At 62.1% G+C, this 14,487-nt stretch carries 13 protein-coding genes; 12 read left to right on the top strand and 1 reads right to left on the bottom strand.

The features are described from left to right. Positions 1-60 precede the first annotated feature (60 nt). From ACSYDV_RS00210 to ACSYDV_RS00155, 12 genes are all read left to right on the top strand, one after another. Positions 61-2,205 (top strand): TonB-dependent receptor, encoded by a 2,145-nt coding sequence (locus tag ACSYDV_RS00210; protein ID WP_438321724.1) that lies wholly within the window; start codon positions 61-63, stop codon positions 2,203-2,205. 12 nt (positions 2,206-2,217) lie between these two features. Beyond that, positions 2,218-3,396 carry a thiolase family protein gene (locus ACSYDV_RS00205; RefSeq protein WP_438321722.1) on the top strand — a complete coding sequence of 393 codons (1,179 nt, stop codon included), beginning with the start codon at positions 2,218-2,220 and terminating at the stop codon, positions 3,394-3,396. Positions 3,397-3,398: 2 nt separating this feature from the next. Beyond that, positions 3,399-3,821, top strand: coding sequence for a Zn-ribbon domain-containing OB-fold protein (locus tag ACSYDV_RS00200; RefSeq protein WP_438321721.1), 423 nt, complete (start codon positions 3,399-3,401; stop codon positions 3,819-3,821). Further along, positions 3,818-4,864, top strand: a complete 1,047-nt coding sequence (locus ACSYDV_RS00195) for a hypothetical protein (RefSeq protein ID WP_438321720.1) — start codon at positions 3,818-3,820, stop codon at positions 4,862-4,864. The genes ACSYDV_RS00200 and ACSYDV_RS00195 overlap by 4 nt, the downstream gene beginning before the upstream one ends. Positions 4,865-4,878: 14 nt before the next feature. Then, positions 4,879-5,613, top strand: coding sequence for an SDR family NAD(P)-dependent oxidoreductase (locus ACSYDV_RS00190; RefSeq protein WP_438321719.1), 735 nt, complete (start codon positions 4,879-4,881; stop codon positions 5,611-5,613). Next, positions 5,610-6,365: an SDR family NAD(P)-dependent oxidoreductase gene (locus ACSYDV_RS00185; RefSeq protein WP_438321718.1), complete on the top strand. Its 756-nt coding sequence runs from the start codon at positions 5,610-5,612 to the stop codon at positions 6,363-6,365. Before ACSYDV_RS00190 ends, ACSYDV_RS00185 begins: the two co-directional genes overlap by 4 nt. After that, on the top strand, positions 6,362-7,102 hold the full coding sequence (locus ACSYDV_RS00180; protein ID WP_438321717.1) for an SDR family NAD(P)-dependent oxidoreductase: 741 nt from the start codon (positions 6,362-6,364) through the stop codon (positions 7,100-7,102). Before ACSYDV_RS00185 ends, ACSYDV_RS00180 begins: the two co-directional genes overlap by 4 nt. Then, positions 7,099-7,938 (top strand): SDR family NAD(P)-dependent oxidoreductase, encoded by an 840-nt coding sequence (locus ACSYDV_RS00175; RefSeq protein ID WP_438321716.1) that lies wholly within the window; start codon positions 7,099-7,101, stop codon positions 7,936-7,938. The genes ACSYDV_RS00180 and ACSYDV_RS00175 overlap by 4 nt, the downstream gene beginning before the upstream one ends. Beyond that, positions 7,922-8,734 carry an enoyl-CoA hydratase/isomerase family protein gene (locus tag ACSYDV_RS00170; protein WP_438321715.1) on the top strand — a complete coding sequence of 271 codons (813 nt, stop codon included), beginning with the start codon at positions 7,922-7,924 and terminating at the stop codon, positions 8,732-8,734. Before ACSYDV_RS00175 ends, ACSYDV_RS00170 begins: the two co-directional genes overlap by 17 nt. Before the next feature lie 4 nt (positions 8,735-8,738). Then, the gene (locus ACSYDV_RS00165) at positions 8,739-10,367 is read left to right on the top strand and encodes an AMP-binding protein (RefSeq protein WP_438321714.1); all 1,629 of its coding nucleotides are present in this window, start codon (positions 8,739-8,741) and stop codon (positions 10,365-10,367) included. Continuing rightward, a complete protein-coding gene (locus tag ACSYDV_RS00160) occupies positions 10,360-11,349 on the top strand; it encodes an amidohydrolase family protein (RefSeq protein WP_438321713.1) in 990 nt (329 codons plus the stop codon). Before ACSYDV_RS00165 ends, ACSYDV_RS00160 begins: the two co-directional genes overlap by 8 nt. 214 nt (positions 11,350-11,563) lie before the next feature. Beyond that, entirely contained in the window at positions 11,564-12,763 is a 1,200-nt protein-coding gene (locus ACSYDV_RS00155; protein ID WP_438322810.1) for a spinster family MFS transporter, read from the top strand. Between the two features lie 252 nt (positions 12,764-13,015). Here the strand turns inward: ACSYDV_RS00155 and ACSYDV_RS00150 are convergent, their stop codons facing one another. Then, a complete protein-coding gene (locus ACSYDV_RS00150) occupies positions 13,016-13,981 on the bottom strand; it encodes an alpha/beta hydrolase (protein ID WP_438321712.1) in 966 nt (321 codons plus the stop codon). Positions 13,982-14,487 lie beyond the last annotated feature (506 nt).

The raw sequence follows: 14,487 nt of genomic DNA, 5'->3' as shown, positions 1-14,487 counted from the left end.
ACGATCGTTCATATAAAAGACTTGAAAGGGAGTAGGATGCGAGCGGATGCGAGATGGGCTTTGCTTTCTTATGCTGCGCTCGGTTTTCCGACGCTCTGCATGGCGCAGGATGCAGAGGTGCCCGACGGCGCAAGTCCGGGGCTGGCCGAAATTCTCGTCACCGCGCAAAAGCGCGGCGTTGCCGAATCGGCTCAGCGGGTGCCGGTCGCGATCACGGCCTTCGACAGCGCGACGCTGGATACGCTTCAGGTCCGCGACTTGCGGTCGCTCAGCACGGCCGCGCCCAATGTCGCTCTTGAAGATGTCGGCACCATCCCCGGCACAGCGAATTTTACCATCCGTGGTTTCGGGATCGTAAGCTCGATACCGTCGGTCGAACCTTCGGTCGGGCTTTTCGTCGACGGCGTTTATCTTGGCATGTCGGCGGGTGCGGTGATCGACGTTTTCGATCTCGAGAGCGTCGAGGTGCTGCGAGGTCCCCAAGGGCTCTTGTTCGGCCGCAATACGACTGGCGGTGCCGTGACGCTGCGCACGCGGCGTCCGGGTGATGAGTTTCAGGTGCGCGGCCGGCTGGCCGTCGAAACGGGGCCACAATATACCGCCGGCCTGAGCGTCGAAGGGCCCGTCGCGAACAATCTCCGCGCCAAGGTGGCGCTTTATTACAGCAATGACCAGGGCTGGTTTCACAACGACTTCAACGACCGGCCGTTCGGGAAGCGCGAGACGGTGTTCGTGCGCCCGACAGTTGTGTGGGACATCTCTCCCGATATCGAGACGACGCTGATCTATGAGCATGGACGCAGCAGGGGCGACGGGACGGTGGCGCAAAACCCGGCGTTCCAGTCGGGATTTCAGATCGACATCGATAACCCCGGCTATTTCGATATCGACTGGGACGCGCTGACATCGGAGACCAACATCAACGTGGCGCTCGGCGACGGGGTGATTACGAATGTGGCCGGTTACCGGCGGCTGAACCAGAACGGGGCGGTCGATGTCGATGGTTTGCCCATTTCGGGGTTTCATTCCTTCGTCAATTTGCGGCAGCATCAGTTCAGCGAGGAACTGCGCTACGCCGGGACGTTCGGACCGATAAAGGCTACTCTCGGCCTCTATTATTTCAGTCAGAACTATTTCTATATCGAGCGGCGCGTGCTGTCAGGCGGCGCTGTCGATCGTGCCTTTGGCGGTCGAATCGACCAGGATAGCTGGGGCGCCTTTTCGCAGCTCAGCTATGACATCGGGGCGGGCGTCAGCCTTGTCGGCGGCCTGCGCTACTCGTGGGAGCGAAAAAAGGCCGACGTCGCGACTTTCCGGGCGCCGGGCCTGTGCGACCTCGATGCGCGCACGTGCGATTTCGATTTTCCGGGTGAGTTCCCGGGGGCGACCGGCGTAAAAAGCTGGGGCAGCCTGACCCCGAAACTAGGCTTTCAATATGAACCGGGCCGGGATCTTCTGCTTTACGGAAGCTGGAGCCGCGGCATTCGCAGCGGCGGTTTCAACGTCAAGAGCACGGCCGCGACGATCCCGCCCGGTCCTTACGATATGGAGACGCAGGACGCATTCGAACTCGGATGGAAATCGACTTTTCTCGACCGGCGCGTCCGCCTCAACGCTGCGATCTTCCAAAGCACACTGCGTGACCTGCAGCGGGACATCAACATTCCAGACCCGGTGTCGGGCGTGGTACAGGTCACGTCGAATGTCGGAACAGCGCGGGTGCGCGGCGTCGAAGGCGAACTCACTCTCGCACCGTTCCGCGGTCTGACGCTGGGCGGCAGCTTCGGCCACCTGAACGGCAAATATACGAAATTGGCCGTCGACCTGAACGGGGCTGCTCCGGGGCTGGGCTACGAACTCGACCTGACACGGCTCCCGAAATGGAGTTTCGGCGCGAACGCGACGATCGTTCAGCCCGTGGGGGACGGTGCCGAACTGATGCTTCGTGCCGATTACGGATATCGCAGCCGGGTCGCCTTCACCGACAACAACTCCGCCTATCTCAATCAGGTCAACGACCTGTCGGCGAGCGCGCGGCTGTCGTTTCTCGATGACCGCTTTTCGGTCGGGGTTTTCGGCAAAAATCTCCTCAATCGCGTGACGCAGGGCGGCAATACCCCGCTTCCCCCATCGGTCGGCGGCGGCTTTTTCGTACCGATCAACGAGGGGCGCACCGTCGGAATGGACATCAATCTCAAAATTTAGGGCGCCTCGACAATGACCATCAAAGCAGAAATCATCGGTGTGGGCATGGCCAGACATGGCTATCGGGCCGACAAGGGATGGCGCGACCTCGTGTTCGAAGCGGGAAGCAGCGCCCTCGCCGACGCCGGCATTGAACGATCGTCGATTGACGGCGGGCTGGTGTCGGTCACCTGCCCGGAAGCCTTTGAACAGCAGAATCTCGGCCCGCTTGTAGCCGAAGAACTCGACCTGCCCAGCGGTCCTTTCGCGCAGGTCGTCGGCGCGTGCGCGGGCGGGACCATGGCGTTCATGCAGGGCGTCAACATGATCCGGTCGGGCCAGAGCGAGTGCGTCATCGTCGTTGGCGTCGAGAAAATGTCGGATGTGTACTCGGTGTCGGATGCTCTGCTTTCTTATCCCGATCAGGATTACGAGGCGCCGGCAGGCTTCGACTATGTCGACACCATGGCGCTGATGCATGCGCGCTACATGCAGAAATACGGCGTGGCACCAGAACATGTCGCGGCCTTTGCGATGCAGGACCGCTGGTACGCGGCGCGCAATCCCCATGCGATCGACTATCGCCGCGGTGCGCTCGGGATTGACGAGATCATGCAGTCGGGCTGGGCGTCGCGGCCGATCACCCGCGCCGAATGCGCGCGGGGCTGTGATGGCGCGGCTGCGGTCATTCTGGCCCGGTCGGGCGGCGATGCGTCACGTCGACGCGCCGTCCAGGTTGCAAGCGTCACGGCCGCCACGGGGCCGAATGCCATGGGTGCCAAGTTCGGCGCATGGTCAGGCGAGGACGATATCGCCGAGGCTGTGCCGACTCGCATCGCTGCCGAGCGCGCCTATCGGGAGGCCGGCATCACCGCGAGCGACGTCGACGTGGCGCAGGTACATGACTGTTTCAGCGTCATGGGCTCGCTTCACCTCGAAGGGCTCGGCATTTTTCCGCGTGGGGAGGCCGCGCGCGCCGTTGCAAGCGGCGAAACGGCGCTCGGCGGCGCTTGTCCGACCAATACCGATGGCGGCCGCATAGGTCTGGGTCATCCCACCGGAGCCACCGGCCTCAGCATTATCTGCGAAACCGTCACACAACTTCGCGGCGAGGCAGGCGAGCGTCAGGTCGCCGGGGCGCGTGTCGGTGTGGCGCAGTCGATGGGTGGAAACAACGCCGTCAGCGCGGTTGCCGTCCTGAAAGGAAACTGAAAATGAGTCAGAACATCTCCGCCCGGCCCGTCGTTGCCGGACCGGCGCGCGCGTGGCGCACCCGCCGCAATCGCTACGGTTTGGTCGGCAGTCATTGCCAGATTTGCCAGTCCTTTTCGTTCCCGCCGCAGCGGCGCTGTCCTTGCTGCGTCGATGCCATACAGGAAGAGACGATCTTATCGGGGCGCGGCACGGTGATTTGCCTTGCAGAAGATCATTCACCGCTGGTTGGCCATGGCGATCGAGCGCCCAGGCCGTTCGCGATGATCCGCCTCGAAGAGGGGCCAGTCCTCATGGCCGAGGTCGTGGACGCTGAATATGATGGTCTGGCGCCCGAGCAGCCGGTGGAAATGGTCATTCGCAAATGGCGTCCCGAGCAGTCGGGCCTTGCGCTCTATGGCTTCAAGTTTCGGGTGGCCTCATGAAGGCGGCCGTTGGCATCGTCGATCTGGCATTCGCCGCGCCTTCGGGCCGTCTGGCAACCGCGGAGGTAGAAGCAGTCTGGCAGTCGGGATCCGCAAAGCGGAGCGGGGTTCGCGAGCGCACAGTTCTTGATCCGGACGCGGACGTGATTACGCTGGCGGCAGAGGCTGCGCGCAGGCTCGCGCCGCTTCCGTCGAACATCGGCGCGATCTTCTTCGGCACCCAGTCGTCGCCCGACCTCTCCCGGTCGGCTGCGGCGGTGCTTGCCGACATGCTCGGTATCGCGCCAGCCGTTTTCGCGACCGATGTGCGGTTCAGCGGAAAGTCGGGGACGGCGGCACTCGCCATGGCGATTGCATGGGTGAGCGCGGGCTTTTCCGAATATGCGTTGGCGGTCGGTGCCGACACGCTGTGCCTGCGGGCGGCGCCGGGCGACCCGCTGGAAATGACCGCGGGTGCCGGGGCCGTTTGCGTCCTCGTCGGCAACACCAATATTGCCGCACGCTTCGAAGCGTTGGCCTCGACGGCGTCCGACGCCGCCGATGGTTTCCGGCTTGAGGGCGATCCTTATGTCCGGTCTGGCGGTGCGGGCTTTGCATCGAGCGGCATCGGCGATTTGCAACATATGGTCGGCGCCTGGAAGCTGTTGCTTGCGAAGCTGGAGGATGGCGCGAACTTTGCGGCGATTGCGGCGCAGCAGCCCGATGGGCGGCTGACGGGGCGACTGGCGCGAGCCGCAACGATCGATGCGGCGCTTTTTGCTGGCGGATCGGTGGCGCCGATGCTCGGCGACCTCGGCGCGGCATCGCCGCTGGCCGCATTGCTTTGTCAATTGCAAGAGCGTCAGCCGGGCGACCGGGTCGGGCTTTTGTCCTACGGTTTTGGTGCGGGATCGGATGCCTTGTCGTTCATTGTCGAGCGCCCGATCGACGCCGCGTCGTTCGAGCAGGCGGTCGAACGGGGACGCCCGGTCGATTATGCAACCGCGGTCCGATGGGAGGGGCGATACCGGCGGCACGCACATCCGCTGAGCGTGTTCGAATGACGGGAGCCCGTTTCATGCAGCGCCCCGCGATCGTGACCGGTGCCGCGCGCGGGATCGGCCGCGCGATCGCGATACGGCTGGCGAGCGAGGGCGCGCCCTTGCTGCTCGTCGATCGCGACGCCGCCGGTCTCGCCGAAACCGCGAACAAATGTAGTGGTCAGTGCCCGGCGATCGAGACGCTGGTTGCGGATTTGCAGGATCGCTCCGCACCTCGCCAGATCGCCGATGCGGCGCGCACTGCCCATGGTGCAATTGCCGTGCTGGTAAACAACGCCGGCGTCGAGTTTCGCGGCAAAGTTGCCGCGCATGACGATGCGGCATGGGACCGCGTCATCGACATCAACCTGTCGGCGACGTTCCGCCTCGTTCGCGAACTGACCGACGATCTTGCCGCAACGCGGGGCGCAATCGTCAACCTCGCGTCGGTGGCCGTTGTCGGCTTTGCGGGACAGGCCGCTTATGACGCCTCAAAAGGCGGACTCGCGACGCTGACGCGCTCGCTGGCGGTCGAACTGGGTCCGATGGGCGTTCGCGCCAACGCGGTGGCGCCGGGCTTTATCGACACGGAAATGGTGAAGGAAATGCCTGACCTCGCGGCGGTGGCGGAGCGTTTTGTCGCGACACTGCCGATCGCCCGGACGGGCCGGGTGGAGGAGGTTGCCTCTGCCGTCGCATGGCTCGCGTCCGAGTACGCAAGCTACGTTACGGGCCACACGCTTTTCGTCGACGGGGGGTGGATGCGGCGATGACCTGCCACAGCGATATGAGCGAACGTTCGGTGCTGGTAACGGGCGCGGCGCGCGGGATCGGATTGGCGATAGCGCGAGCATTCGCGGCGCGCGGCGCGCGGGTGGCGATCAATGACCGGGACCCCGCCGACGTGGATCGGGCCGTCGCCGCGCTGCGCGAAAAGGGAAGCGATGCGATCGCGGTTCCGGGCGATGTTTCGAACGAGAATGCTTGCGCGGAGATTGTCGCCAGCGCCTGTGATGTGACAGGCGGGCTCGCAGTCCTAGTCAACAATGCCGCAATCGGTCGCGCCGCGCCACTCGCGGGCCACAAGACCGATTATTGGTGCAAGGTTCTGGAGGTGAATCTGATGGGGCCCTTTCTCCTTGCGAGGGCTGCGCAGGAACCGTTGCGGCAGGCGCGCGGCGCGATCGTCAATATCGCTTCGGCGGCCGCCTATGGGATGAAGGATCAATGTTCCTACGATGCGTCGAAGGGCGGGCTGATTTCGCTGACGCGGTCGCTCGCACTCGAGCTCGGGTCGGCTGGCGTGCGCGTCAACTCCGTCTGCCCCGGCTTTGTCGACACGGAAATGCTTAAATCCGACGCAAGCCTGCATCGTCATTCGCAGAAATTTGCGCGTTCGCTGCCGCTGGGACGTCTCGCGCGTCCGGAAGAAATCGCGGAAGCGGTGCTGTGGCTGGGGTCTGACGACGCCAGCTATGTCACCGGCCACGCATTATTTGTCGATGGAGGTTGGATAAGACCGTGACAATTGCCAATTCACTCGAAGACTTCACCATATTGATCACCGGCGCCGCCGGTGGAATCGGAGCTGTCACCGCCCGGACGCTGGCGGCGCGCGGCGCTCGGTTGCTGCTCACCGATCGCGACGCGGGGACTCTTTCATCACTCGCGTCCGAACTGGCGGCAGAATTTCGGGCCGCCGATCTCGACGACCGGAGCCAGATCGCCGATTTGGTCGACTGGGCCGATCAGCGGGGAATGGACGCACTCGTCAACAATGCCGGGATCGTCAGCATGGGGCCGATCGAGGATTTTCCCGACGCCGACTGGGACCGCGTGATCGAGATCAATCTGTCCGCGGTGCATCTGCTCACGAAGAACTTCGCCCGTTGCCGTATTGCGCGCGGAGGCGGGGGAGCGATCGTCAATATATCCTCGATGTCTTATAAGGGGATGACCCGGCAGATCGCTTATGTTGCGTCCAAAGGCGGGGTGGTCTCGCTGACCAAAGGCGCGGCGATGGAACTCGCCCGGCATAAAATCCGGGTCAATGCCGTCGCGCCGGGCATGACCGAGACCGAAATGACCAATCCCGCCGATGGCAGCCAGGATCGCCTGCGGCTGCGGATGATGGAACAGATACCGCTTCGGCGTTACGGAGAGCCAGAAGAAATTGCGTCGGTTGTCGCGTTCCTGATCTCGCGCGATGCATCTTATGTGACGGGCGAGGTGATCCACGCATCGGGCGGAGCGAGGCTGTGAGCCGGTCGGTGCAAGAGCTTTCTGGCCGGACATTTCTCGTGTCGGGCGCTGCGGGGGCCATGGGGGTCGCGACCGCGCGGCTGCTGCGCGGTGCCGGAGCCCGCCTGTGCCTGGCCGACCGGCACGTTGATCCGATCGAAGCGCTGGCGCAGGAACTGGACGGAACCGGACATGAGGTGATCGCCATCGCCTGCGATCAAGCCGAGGCAGAGGATGTCGACCGTCTTTCCGCACGGCTCTTCGATAGTCTCGGCGCGCTTGATGGTGCCTTCATCAACGCCGGTATCGGCCGCTACGGCGCGCTGCTGGACGTGGCGGTCAAGGACTGGAAGCAGCATGTCGACGTCAATCTGACGGGAAGCTTTCTCATCGCCCAAGCGTCCGCCCGGCTGATGATCGGCACGGGGCGGGGCGGGGCGTTGCTGTTCAACGCGTCGACCGCCGCCGCCCATGCGGCAGAGTTGTTTGGCGCATATGGCGCGTCGAAGGCGGGTTTGCGGATGCTCTCCCGGACGCTCGCGGGCGAACTCGGCTCGCATGGCATTCGCGCCAATCTGATCATGCCCGGTGTCATCGAGACGCGCATGACGTCGGGCCTGCTCGCCGACCCCGAGATCAATGCGGACATTGTGGGCGAGACGCCGGTCGGCCGCCTGGGCCGACCGGAAGACATCGCCGAGCTTGCGCTTTTCCTTTTGGGCGACCGTTCCACCTTCATCACCGGGGCCGAAATCCTGATCGATGGTGGCCAGACGCTGCACGGCTATCCGCGTTGGTTCAGCCGCACGCCGGGCGATACAAAGGATGACTGGAGCCTCCATGCAAAGCGCACGTGACAATGACTGCCTGCAGGTGCGCCGTGATGGCGGCGTTCTCTGGCTGACGATGAATAGACCGGCGGCGCTGAACGCGATCGACCGGATATTGGGTCTTGAACTCCTCAAGGCCTTTCATGCGGCCGAACGCGACGATGATGTTCGGGCGGTCGTCCTTACCGGTTCTGGCCGCGCTTTTTGCGCCGGTGACGATATCGCGGGTCTCAAGGCTTTCCTCGAAGGCGACTTCGATCATGAGCGGGCGGCTGTCGATCCGACCGACAAGTCCAGCCTTTACATGCGGGTGGCACAGCTGATGACCCGGTGCCCCAAGCCTGTCATCGCGGCGGTCAACGGCCTGTCGTTCGGCGCCGGCACCGAACTGGCGTGCGCTGCGGACATAAGATGCATGGCGCGCTCTGCCGCCATCGGGAGCGGGCTCGTCAAAATCGCACAGCTTGGAAATGCAGCCTATCTCGGTCACGTCGTCGGACATGCCCGCGCATTCGAGATTTTCGCGACGGGACGTGCCGTCGGAGCGGACGAGGCGCTGGCGATCGGACTTGCGACACATGTGTTCGAGGATGGCGAATTCATGGATGGCGTCGCGGCATTGGCGGACCGGCTGGCGAACGGTCCGACCCGCATTATCGCGATGCAGAAAAAGCTGCTTGCAGCGTCTGAAGGGCGCAATCTCGACGCCCGTGCCATGTTGCAGGAAGCCGCACACCAGACCTGTTTTTTCGAAACCGAAGATGCAAGGGAAGGCGCGAGCGCCTTCATCGAGAACCGCAAGCCGACGTTTGCAGGCAGGTGAACCTATGAGTATTTTCAGCTGGATGAGCCCCAATGTTCCGCCGCGGGAACAGTGCGTGCTGCGTTATGCGCTCGAGCGATGGGAGGTCGAACGCAGCGAACAGGCTTACGCGGTTTTTCCAAACGGCGGGCAATGGAGCTTTGCCGAAATGGGCCGACAGGCCCGTCTGGTCGCGACAGGACTTGCACGGCTCGGCGTCGTGCGTGGCGACCGTGTGATGAGCTGGCTGCCCAACGGACCCGACGCTTTGCGCGTCTGGTTCGGCATAAACTGGCTGGGTGCCGTCTACGCGCCGATCAATCTGGCCTATCGTGGCTCGATCCTTCACAATGCAGTCGAGATTGCGGAACCGAAGCTTATCATCTGTCACTCCAGCCTCGTGGCCCGGCTGGACGAGGCGGGGATCGACCCGGCGTTGGCGGCCATCCTGATCGACCAGCCCAGCGTCGATGCAAAGAGTTCAAGGCCGCTGTTGGGCGGTGACTGCCTCGATGGCGGTATCGACGAGACATTGCTCTTGCTGGAGGAACCGATCGAACCCTGGGACGAGCAGGCGATCATATATACATCGGGGACGACCGGGCCATCGAAGGGGGTACTCAGTTCCTATTGTCATGGAGCGACGGCAGCCCTCGTCGCATTCGAGGAAAAGAGTCAGGACGACCTGCGCTATCTTGTCACTTTGCCCTTGTTTCACGCTGGCGGGACCATCGGGACGATCGGCACTCTGCTGCTGGGACACTCGATCGCGTTGCCCGAGCAATTCGAAACCGGGCGCTTCTGGGATGTGGTACGTGAAACGCGGTCGACCTGCTGCACGCTTCTGGGTGCGATGGCGGGATTTCTGAACAAGCAGATTTTAGCGCCCGGTGAACGGGATCACGGCCTGCAATGGGCTTATGTCCTTCCGCATGGCCAGACGGCAACGGACTTTTCCGACCGCTTTGGCGTTGCCACCCGGACCATGTTCAACATGACCGAACTGGCGGTGCCGATCCTGTCGCGCGACGATCAGAGCGATGCCGAAAGCTGCGGACGGGCGCGTGCCGGCGTGACCTTGTGCATCGCGGATACACATGATCGCGAGGTCGCGCCCGGCGAGGTCGGCGAACTGCTCATCCGTACCGACCGCCCATGGTCGACGTCACACGGCTATGCCGGCAATGCCGAAGCGACGGCCACCGCCTGGCGCAATGGCTGGTTTCATACAGGAGACCTGTTTCGCTGCTCGGCTGACGGCGATTATTATTTCGTCGACCGGGCCAAGGACTCCATACGACGGCGAGGGGAAAATATATCCTCATACGAGGTCGAGCGTGAATGCCTCTCGTTCGGGGCCGTGCGGGAAGCCGCTGCTTATGCAGTCGCGAGCGAATTCGGCGAAGATGAAGTGATGGTTGCGCTTTCCTCAAATCCGGGAGCGCCGATCGACCGGGTCGCTCTTGTCGATCATCTGCGCGTCCGGATGCCCTATTACATGGTGCCGCGCTACATCCGTATTCTGGACGATCTGCCCAAAACGCCGACTGCGAAGATTTTGAAGACGGAGTTACGCGCTGAGGGGCGAACGGCCGACGCCTGGGATCGTGAGGCGCATGGCATCATCTTGAAACGGGATCGCATCGATGGCTGACGGCAGTGCCGGACCCGGCGTCATCGACATCTGCGCTGTCCATGGGGACCGTGACGTGTGGGAAGCCTATCTTACCGGCTTTGCCATCGCTGCACCCGATTACCTCGAAAAATTCGCTGAGCCCCTGACGCGGCGGGGAGGGGTGGACATAGAAGAGTATCGCCGCCGGCTCGCCACCTATCCTCATTCTGCGGTTCATTACCTGATGGACGAGGGCAAGGGTTTCGACGTCGCGGATCAGGATTATATAGCCGGTCTGCGCGCCGAGGGCATCACACATCAGGTGCTGCATGGTTTTCCCTGGCGGGGGCGATCCGGCGCCGATGCCAATCAATCGATCGCGCGGTTTGCCTCGACAGCGCCCGATCTTCTCACATGCTGGCTCGGCGTTTCTTTGCGCTCACCCGATGAAGCCGCCTCACAAATCGAGTATGCGCATCGCGAATGGAGCATTGGCGGCGTCTCGATTTCGCCCTTTTGGGAAGCCGTTCCGGCGTCCGAGCCCGCGCTGGCGCCGATATATGAAATGGCTCAATGGCTTAATCTGCCGATCTGGATTCATGCAGGCCAGAATTTCAATCGCTCGATCTCGCTCGATCTTTCGGATGTACGAAATATCGATCGCGTCGCGACGGCCTTTCCCGATTTGACGATCTTGATCGGTCACGGCGGATGGCCCTGGATATCGGATGCTGTGGCGATCGTGCAGCGGCATCCCAACGTTTATCTCGAACTGTCGAGCCACAGCCCTCGCTTCATGGGACGCGCCGGGTCGGGTTGGGAGCCTCTGCTCGCGCAGGCGCGAGGCGCGTTGCGAGGTCGCGTCCTGTTCGGCGCCACTGCCTGGGTTTCCAGTTTAGGACCCGCCGACCTAGCGGCGCAGATCGATGAACTGGGATTGCCAGCGGATATCGCGGGCGAATGGCGTCACGACAATGCAGCGTCGCTGCTGGCCCAGGCTGGCCGGAAGACGCGTGGCTGAACCGTTGGAAATCCCGGCACATGCTGTTTTACATTGAGGGCAATAGAATGAAAACAAGTGTGAGCACCTCTGCACAGCAGCGCACCGGGCGATCGTGGGTCGGGAAAATGCTCCGCCGCGAGGGAAGTCCCGCGTGAAAAATTCTCTGCCAGTTTCTCCGGGCGGCGCGGCCGAAGGCCATGGGTCGAGCACCTATCGGGGCCTTGTCCTCCTGATGCTCCTCCTCGTTTACACCTTCAATTTCATCGACCGCCAGATACTGGGCATTCTTGCGGTGCCGGTTCAGGCAGAGTTGGGCCTTAGCGACACGCAGCTTGGTCTCTTGGGGGGGATTGCTTTCGCCCTGCTCTATTCCACGGCAGCCATTCCGCTGGCCTGGCTCGCCGATCGGACGGGACGCACCTGGGTTATTACCGGCTCATTGGCGGTGTGGAGCGGCTTTACAGCCTTGTGTGGCCTCGCTGGTGGATTCTGGACGCTATTCCTTTGCCGACTAGGCGTCGGAGTAGGCGAGGCGGGAGGCGTAGCGCCGTCCTTTTCGCTCATCTCGGATTATTTTCCCTCGGCACAGCGCGCGAGGGCGCTAGCAATCTATTCGCTTGGAATCCCGCTGGGATCGGCTTTGGGCGTATATTTTGGGGGCTATATCGCTGCCTCCGTCGATTGGCGCGCAGCGTTCATAGTCGTGGGATTGGCTGGCGTCGCGCTGGCTCCGCTGTTTCGGCTCATCGTTCGCGATCCCCCTCGCACCGCAGGGTCGCCGGATGCCATGCCTCTCTGGAGTGTGCTGACCATATTGTCGCAAAAGCGCAGTTTCTGGTTTCTTGCGCTCGGCGCGGCGTCCAGCTCGATCATGGGCTATGGCATGGCGTTCTGGCTTCCGACTCTTTTGCAACGCAGCTTTGGTCTGGATTTGGAAGGGACGTCGCTCTTCTTCGGGACGATGCTGTTGATCGGTGGCGGCGTCGGAGTGCTTCTTGGCGGGGTGATCGGCGACCGCGTTGGCCGGAACAATAAAAGGGCGCTCGCGACGGTGCCCGCCCTTTGCTTTCTGGTAGCGGCGCCCGTCTTTGCCGCCGGTATATTGTCGGACTCGCTTCCGCTGACCTTTGTCCTGTTCAGCATCCCGATGGCGCTGGGCTATGTGTGGCTGGCGCCGGTCATTGGTGCCGTCCAGCATCTTGTGCCGGCGCAAATGCGCACCACCGCGACCGCAAGCCTTCTGTTCATCAACAACCTGCTCGGACCGGGGCTTGGTATCTATATATTGGGGGGGCTCTCGGACGCGTTGCTGCCGGTTTTTGGTAGTGACGGGCTCAAATATGCGATGATGTGCTGTCTGCTGTTCTATGTCGTTTCAGCGGTTATGATGTTATTCGGTGCCCGATCACTCGATCGCGATTGGGTCGATTGAAGCCCGTTTCGACTTAACTTGTCGAACGCCACTTTATCGTCGGCGAACGAAAGCTATGGATTTTTGCACGCCGAGGACGCGCAATCTCCACTTCACTAAGCTTCCCCAAATTGGGGCGGTCAGCCCGCGACGGGACCAGATGTCAGCTTTTCTCGAATTTTACTCGAATACGGACAGTCTCCAACCGGCCAGGCTTCGACCGCGGGGGTCGTCTGCCGATCTATGCCCGGTCATTGCCGCGTCACGGTGTTCTTATTGATCGCGCGCCATATCGATGCGGGGCAGGTCACCGGCCGGTAACATAAATTTCAGGCCATGGGTAAAGCCGCGCGGGGCAACGCTGACGTGGGTTTCGTCGTTCAATACCTCCATTTGCATATGGAGGGACGGATAGTCGCGAGATGAAAGTGCCTGCGCCATGTTCTTGGTATCGGTCACCATATTACCTGATTTGGCAAAGCGCGCATCGCCTGGCCGCATCTCTTCATACTCGCCGATGTACATGTAGACACGTGCTGGCAGATCGTCATGTTTGGCCGCATAGGCGCGCTCCCGACCGGCCATATAGTGGCGATCGAACCAGAATGAGGGACTGCCCAGAATATAGCCATCGAACAGGCGGGGCTCGCTCAGCAGGATTTGCGTACCCAGCAGCGAACCATAGGAATGGCCCAGAAAGATACGCCGCTTTTCGTCTGTCCGATAACGCTGCGCGACGAACGGGAGCACCTGATCGCGGACATAGGCTTGATACGCTTTCGATCCGCCGTGCACCGTCCCCGCGGGCGTTCCGGCGGGACCATTTGCGGTCGGGGTGTAATCGCGGCGGCGGCTTTCCATCCCGCCTTCGCCCTTTGCGTAGGACAATCCGACAAGAATATATTCTTCGACGGTTGGGCTCTCGACATTGAGGCGCCGCCCGATCTGCTTGAGCAGAGGAAAGGCGTAATCCGCATCCGTCACATAAAGCACGGGATACCGTCGCTGCGGCTGCGCAAAATAGGACGGCGGTAAAGCCACGAAAACTTGATAGCCGCGCCCGGAGACGGGATCGGGAACATCCCATACCTCGCTATCGGTCACCTCATACGGCAGCCCCGCACCGCGCTGAACCGACATGCCTGGCTTCGCCTCGCCTTGGGCGTGTCCCGTTGCGGTGTCGGTGCAGGCCGCGAAAAGGCAGGCGCTGACGCCGATGGAAAAGATGGACCTGAACAACGTGCGTTCCGACTCTGATACTGTGAATCCGCCAGATTCCCGTCACGCAAATCAGCGGTGATATATGTAATGATCAAGGGCGCTTAGCAGTCGGATATCGGCGTGTCTTCTTCGCGCCAGCGCCGAAAAGATACGCCCTGTCGCAACATCTCTGCACTTCGGGCTACCGCCTTGTTGGGTGACTGCAATGCGCGGGGCTGACGCCTGTCCGTTTGATGCGATTTATGCCTGGAAGCGGACCGTCTCCTACCGGCCAACAGCAACCCGTCGTTAGGTTTTGCCTTGTGAAGCTGCGACTAGAAGACCGGTTGTCGTGATCACTAACTTAGCAAGAGTCGACTAAGGGAAAATCATACGCTAGATTTCACGCCGACCGCCAAGCGAGGAAATATATCCTTTTGGCGATTGGCCGGTGCGAACACGGACTCCAGATCGCGATCATTGTTGCGGAACCCGAACCTGCAATGCCTGTTGAAGGGCCTTATAATCCCCATTGCTTTTTGCTG

The sequence above is a fragment of the Sphingopyxis selenitireducens genome, assembly GCF_051550705.1.
GTDB lineage: Bacteria > Pseudomonadota > Alphaproteobacteria > Sphingomonadales > Sphingomonadaceae > Sphingopyxis.
This window is presented reverse-complemented; position numbering and strand designations above follow the sequence as displayed.

Excerpts from the sequence above, each read along its gene's own strand:
- ACSYDV_RS00160 (WP_438321713.1), top strand. The coding sequence starts at position 10,360 with ATGGCTGACGGCAGTGCCGGACCCGGCGTCATCGACATCTGCGCTGTC.
- ACSYDV_RS00155 (WP_438322810.1), top strand. The coding sequence starts at position 11,564 with ATGCTCCTCCTCGTTTACACCTTCAATTTCATCGACCGCCAGATACTG.
- ACSYDV_RS00165 (WP_438321714.1), top strand. The coding sequence starts at position 8,739 with ATGAGTATTTTCAGCTGGATGAGCCCCAATGTTCCGCCGCGGGAACAG.
- ACSYDV_RS00190 (WP_438321719.1), top strand. The coding sequence starts at position 4,879 with ATGCAGCGCCCCGCGATCGTGACCGGTGCCGCGCGCGGGATCGGCCGC.
- ACSYDV_RS00205 (WP_438321722.1), top strand. The coding sequence starts at position 2,218 with ATGACCATCAAAGCAGAAATCATCGGTGTGGGCATGGCCAGACATGGC.
- ACSYDV_RS00195 (WP_438321720.1), top strand. The coding sequence starts at position 3,818 with ATGAAGGCGGCCGTTGGCATCGTCGATCTGGCATTCGCCGCGCCTTCG.
- ACSYDV_RS00170 (WP_438321715.1), top strand. The coding sequence starts at position 7,922 with ATGCAAAGCGCACGTGACAATGACTGCCTGCAGGTGCGCCGTGATGGC.
- ACSYDV_RS00185 (WP_438321718.1), top strand. The coding sequence starts at position 5,610 with ATGACCTGCCACAGCGATATGAGCGAACGTTCGGTGCTGGTAACGGGC.
- ACSYDV_RS00200 (WP_438321721.1), top strand. The coding sequence starts at position 3,399 with ATGAGTCAGAACATCTCCGCCCGGCCCGTCGTTGCCGGACCGGCGCGC.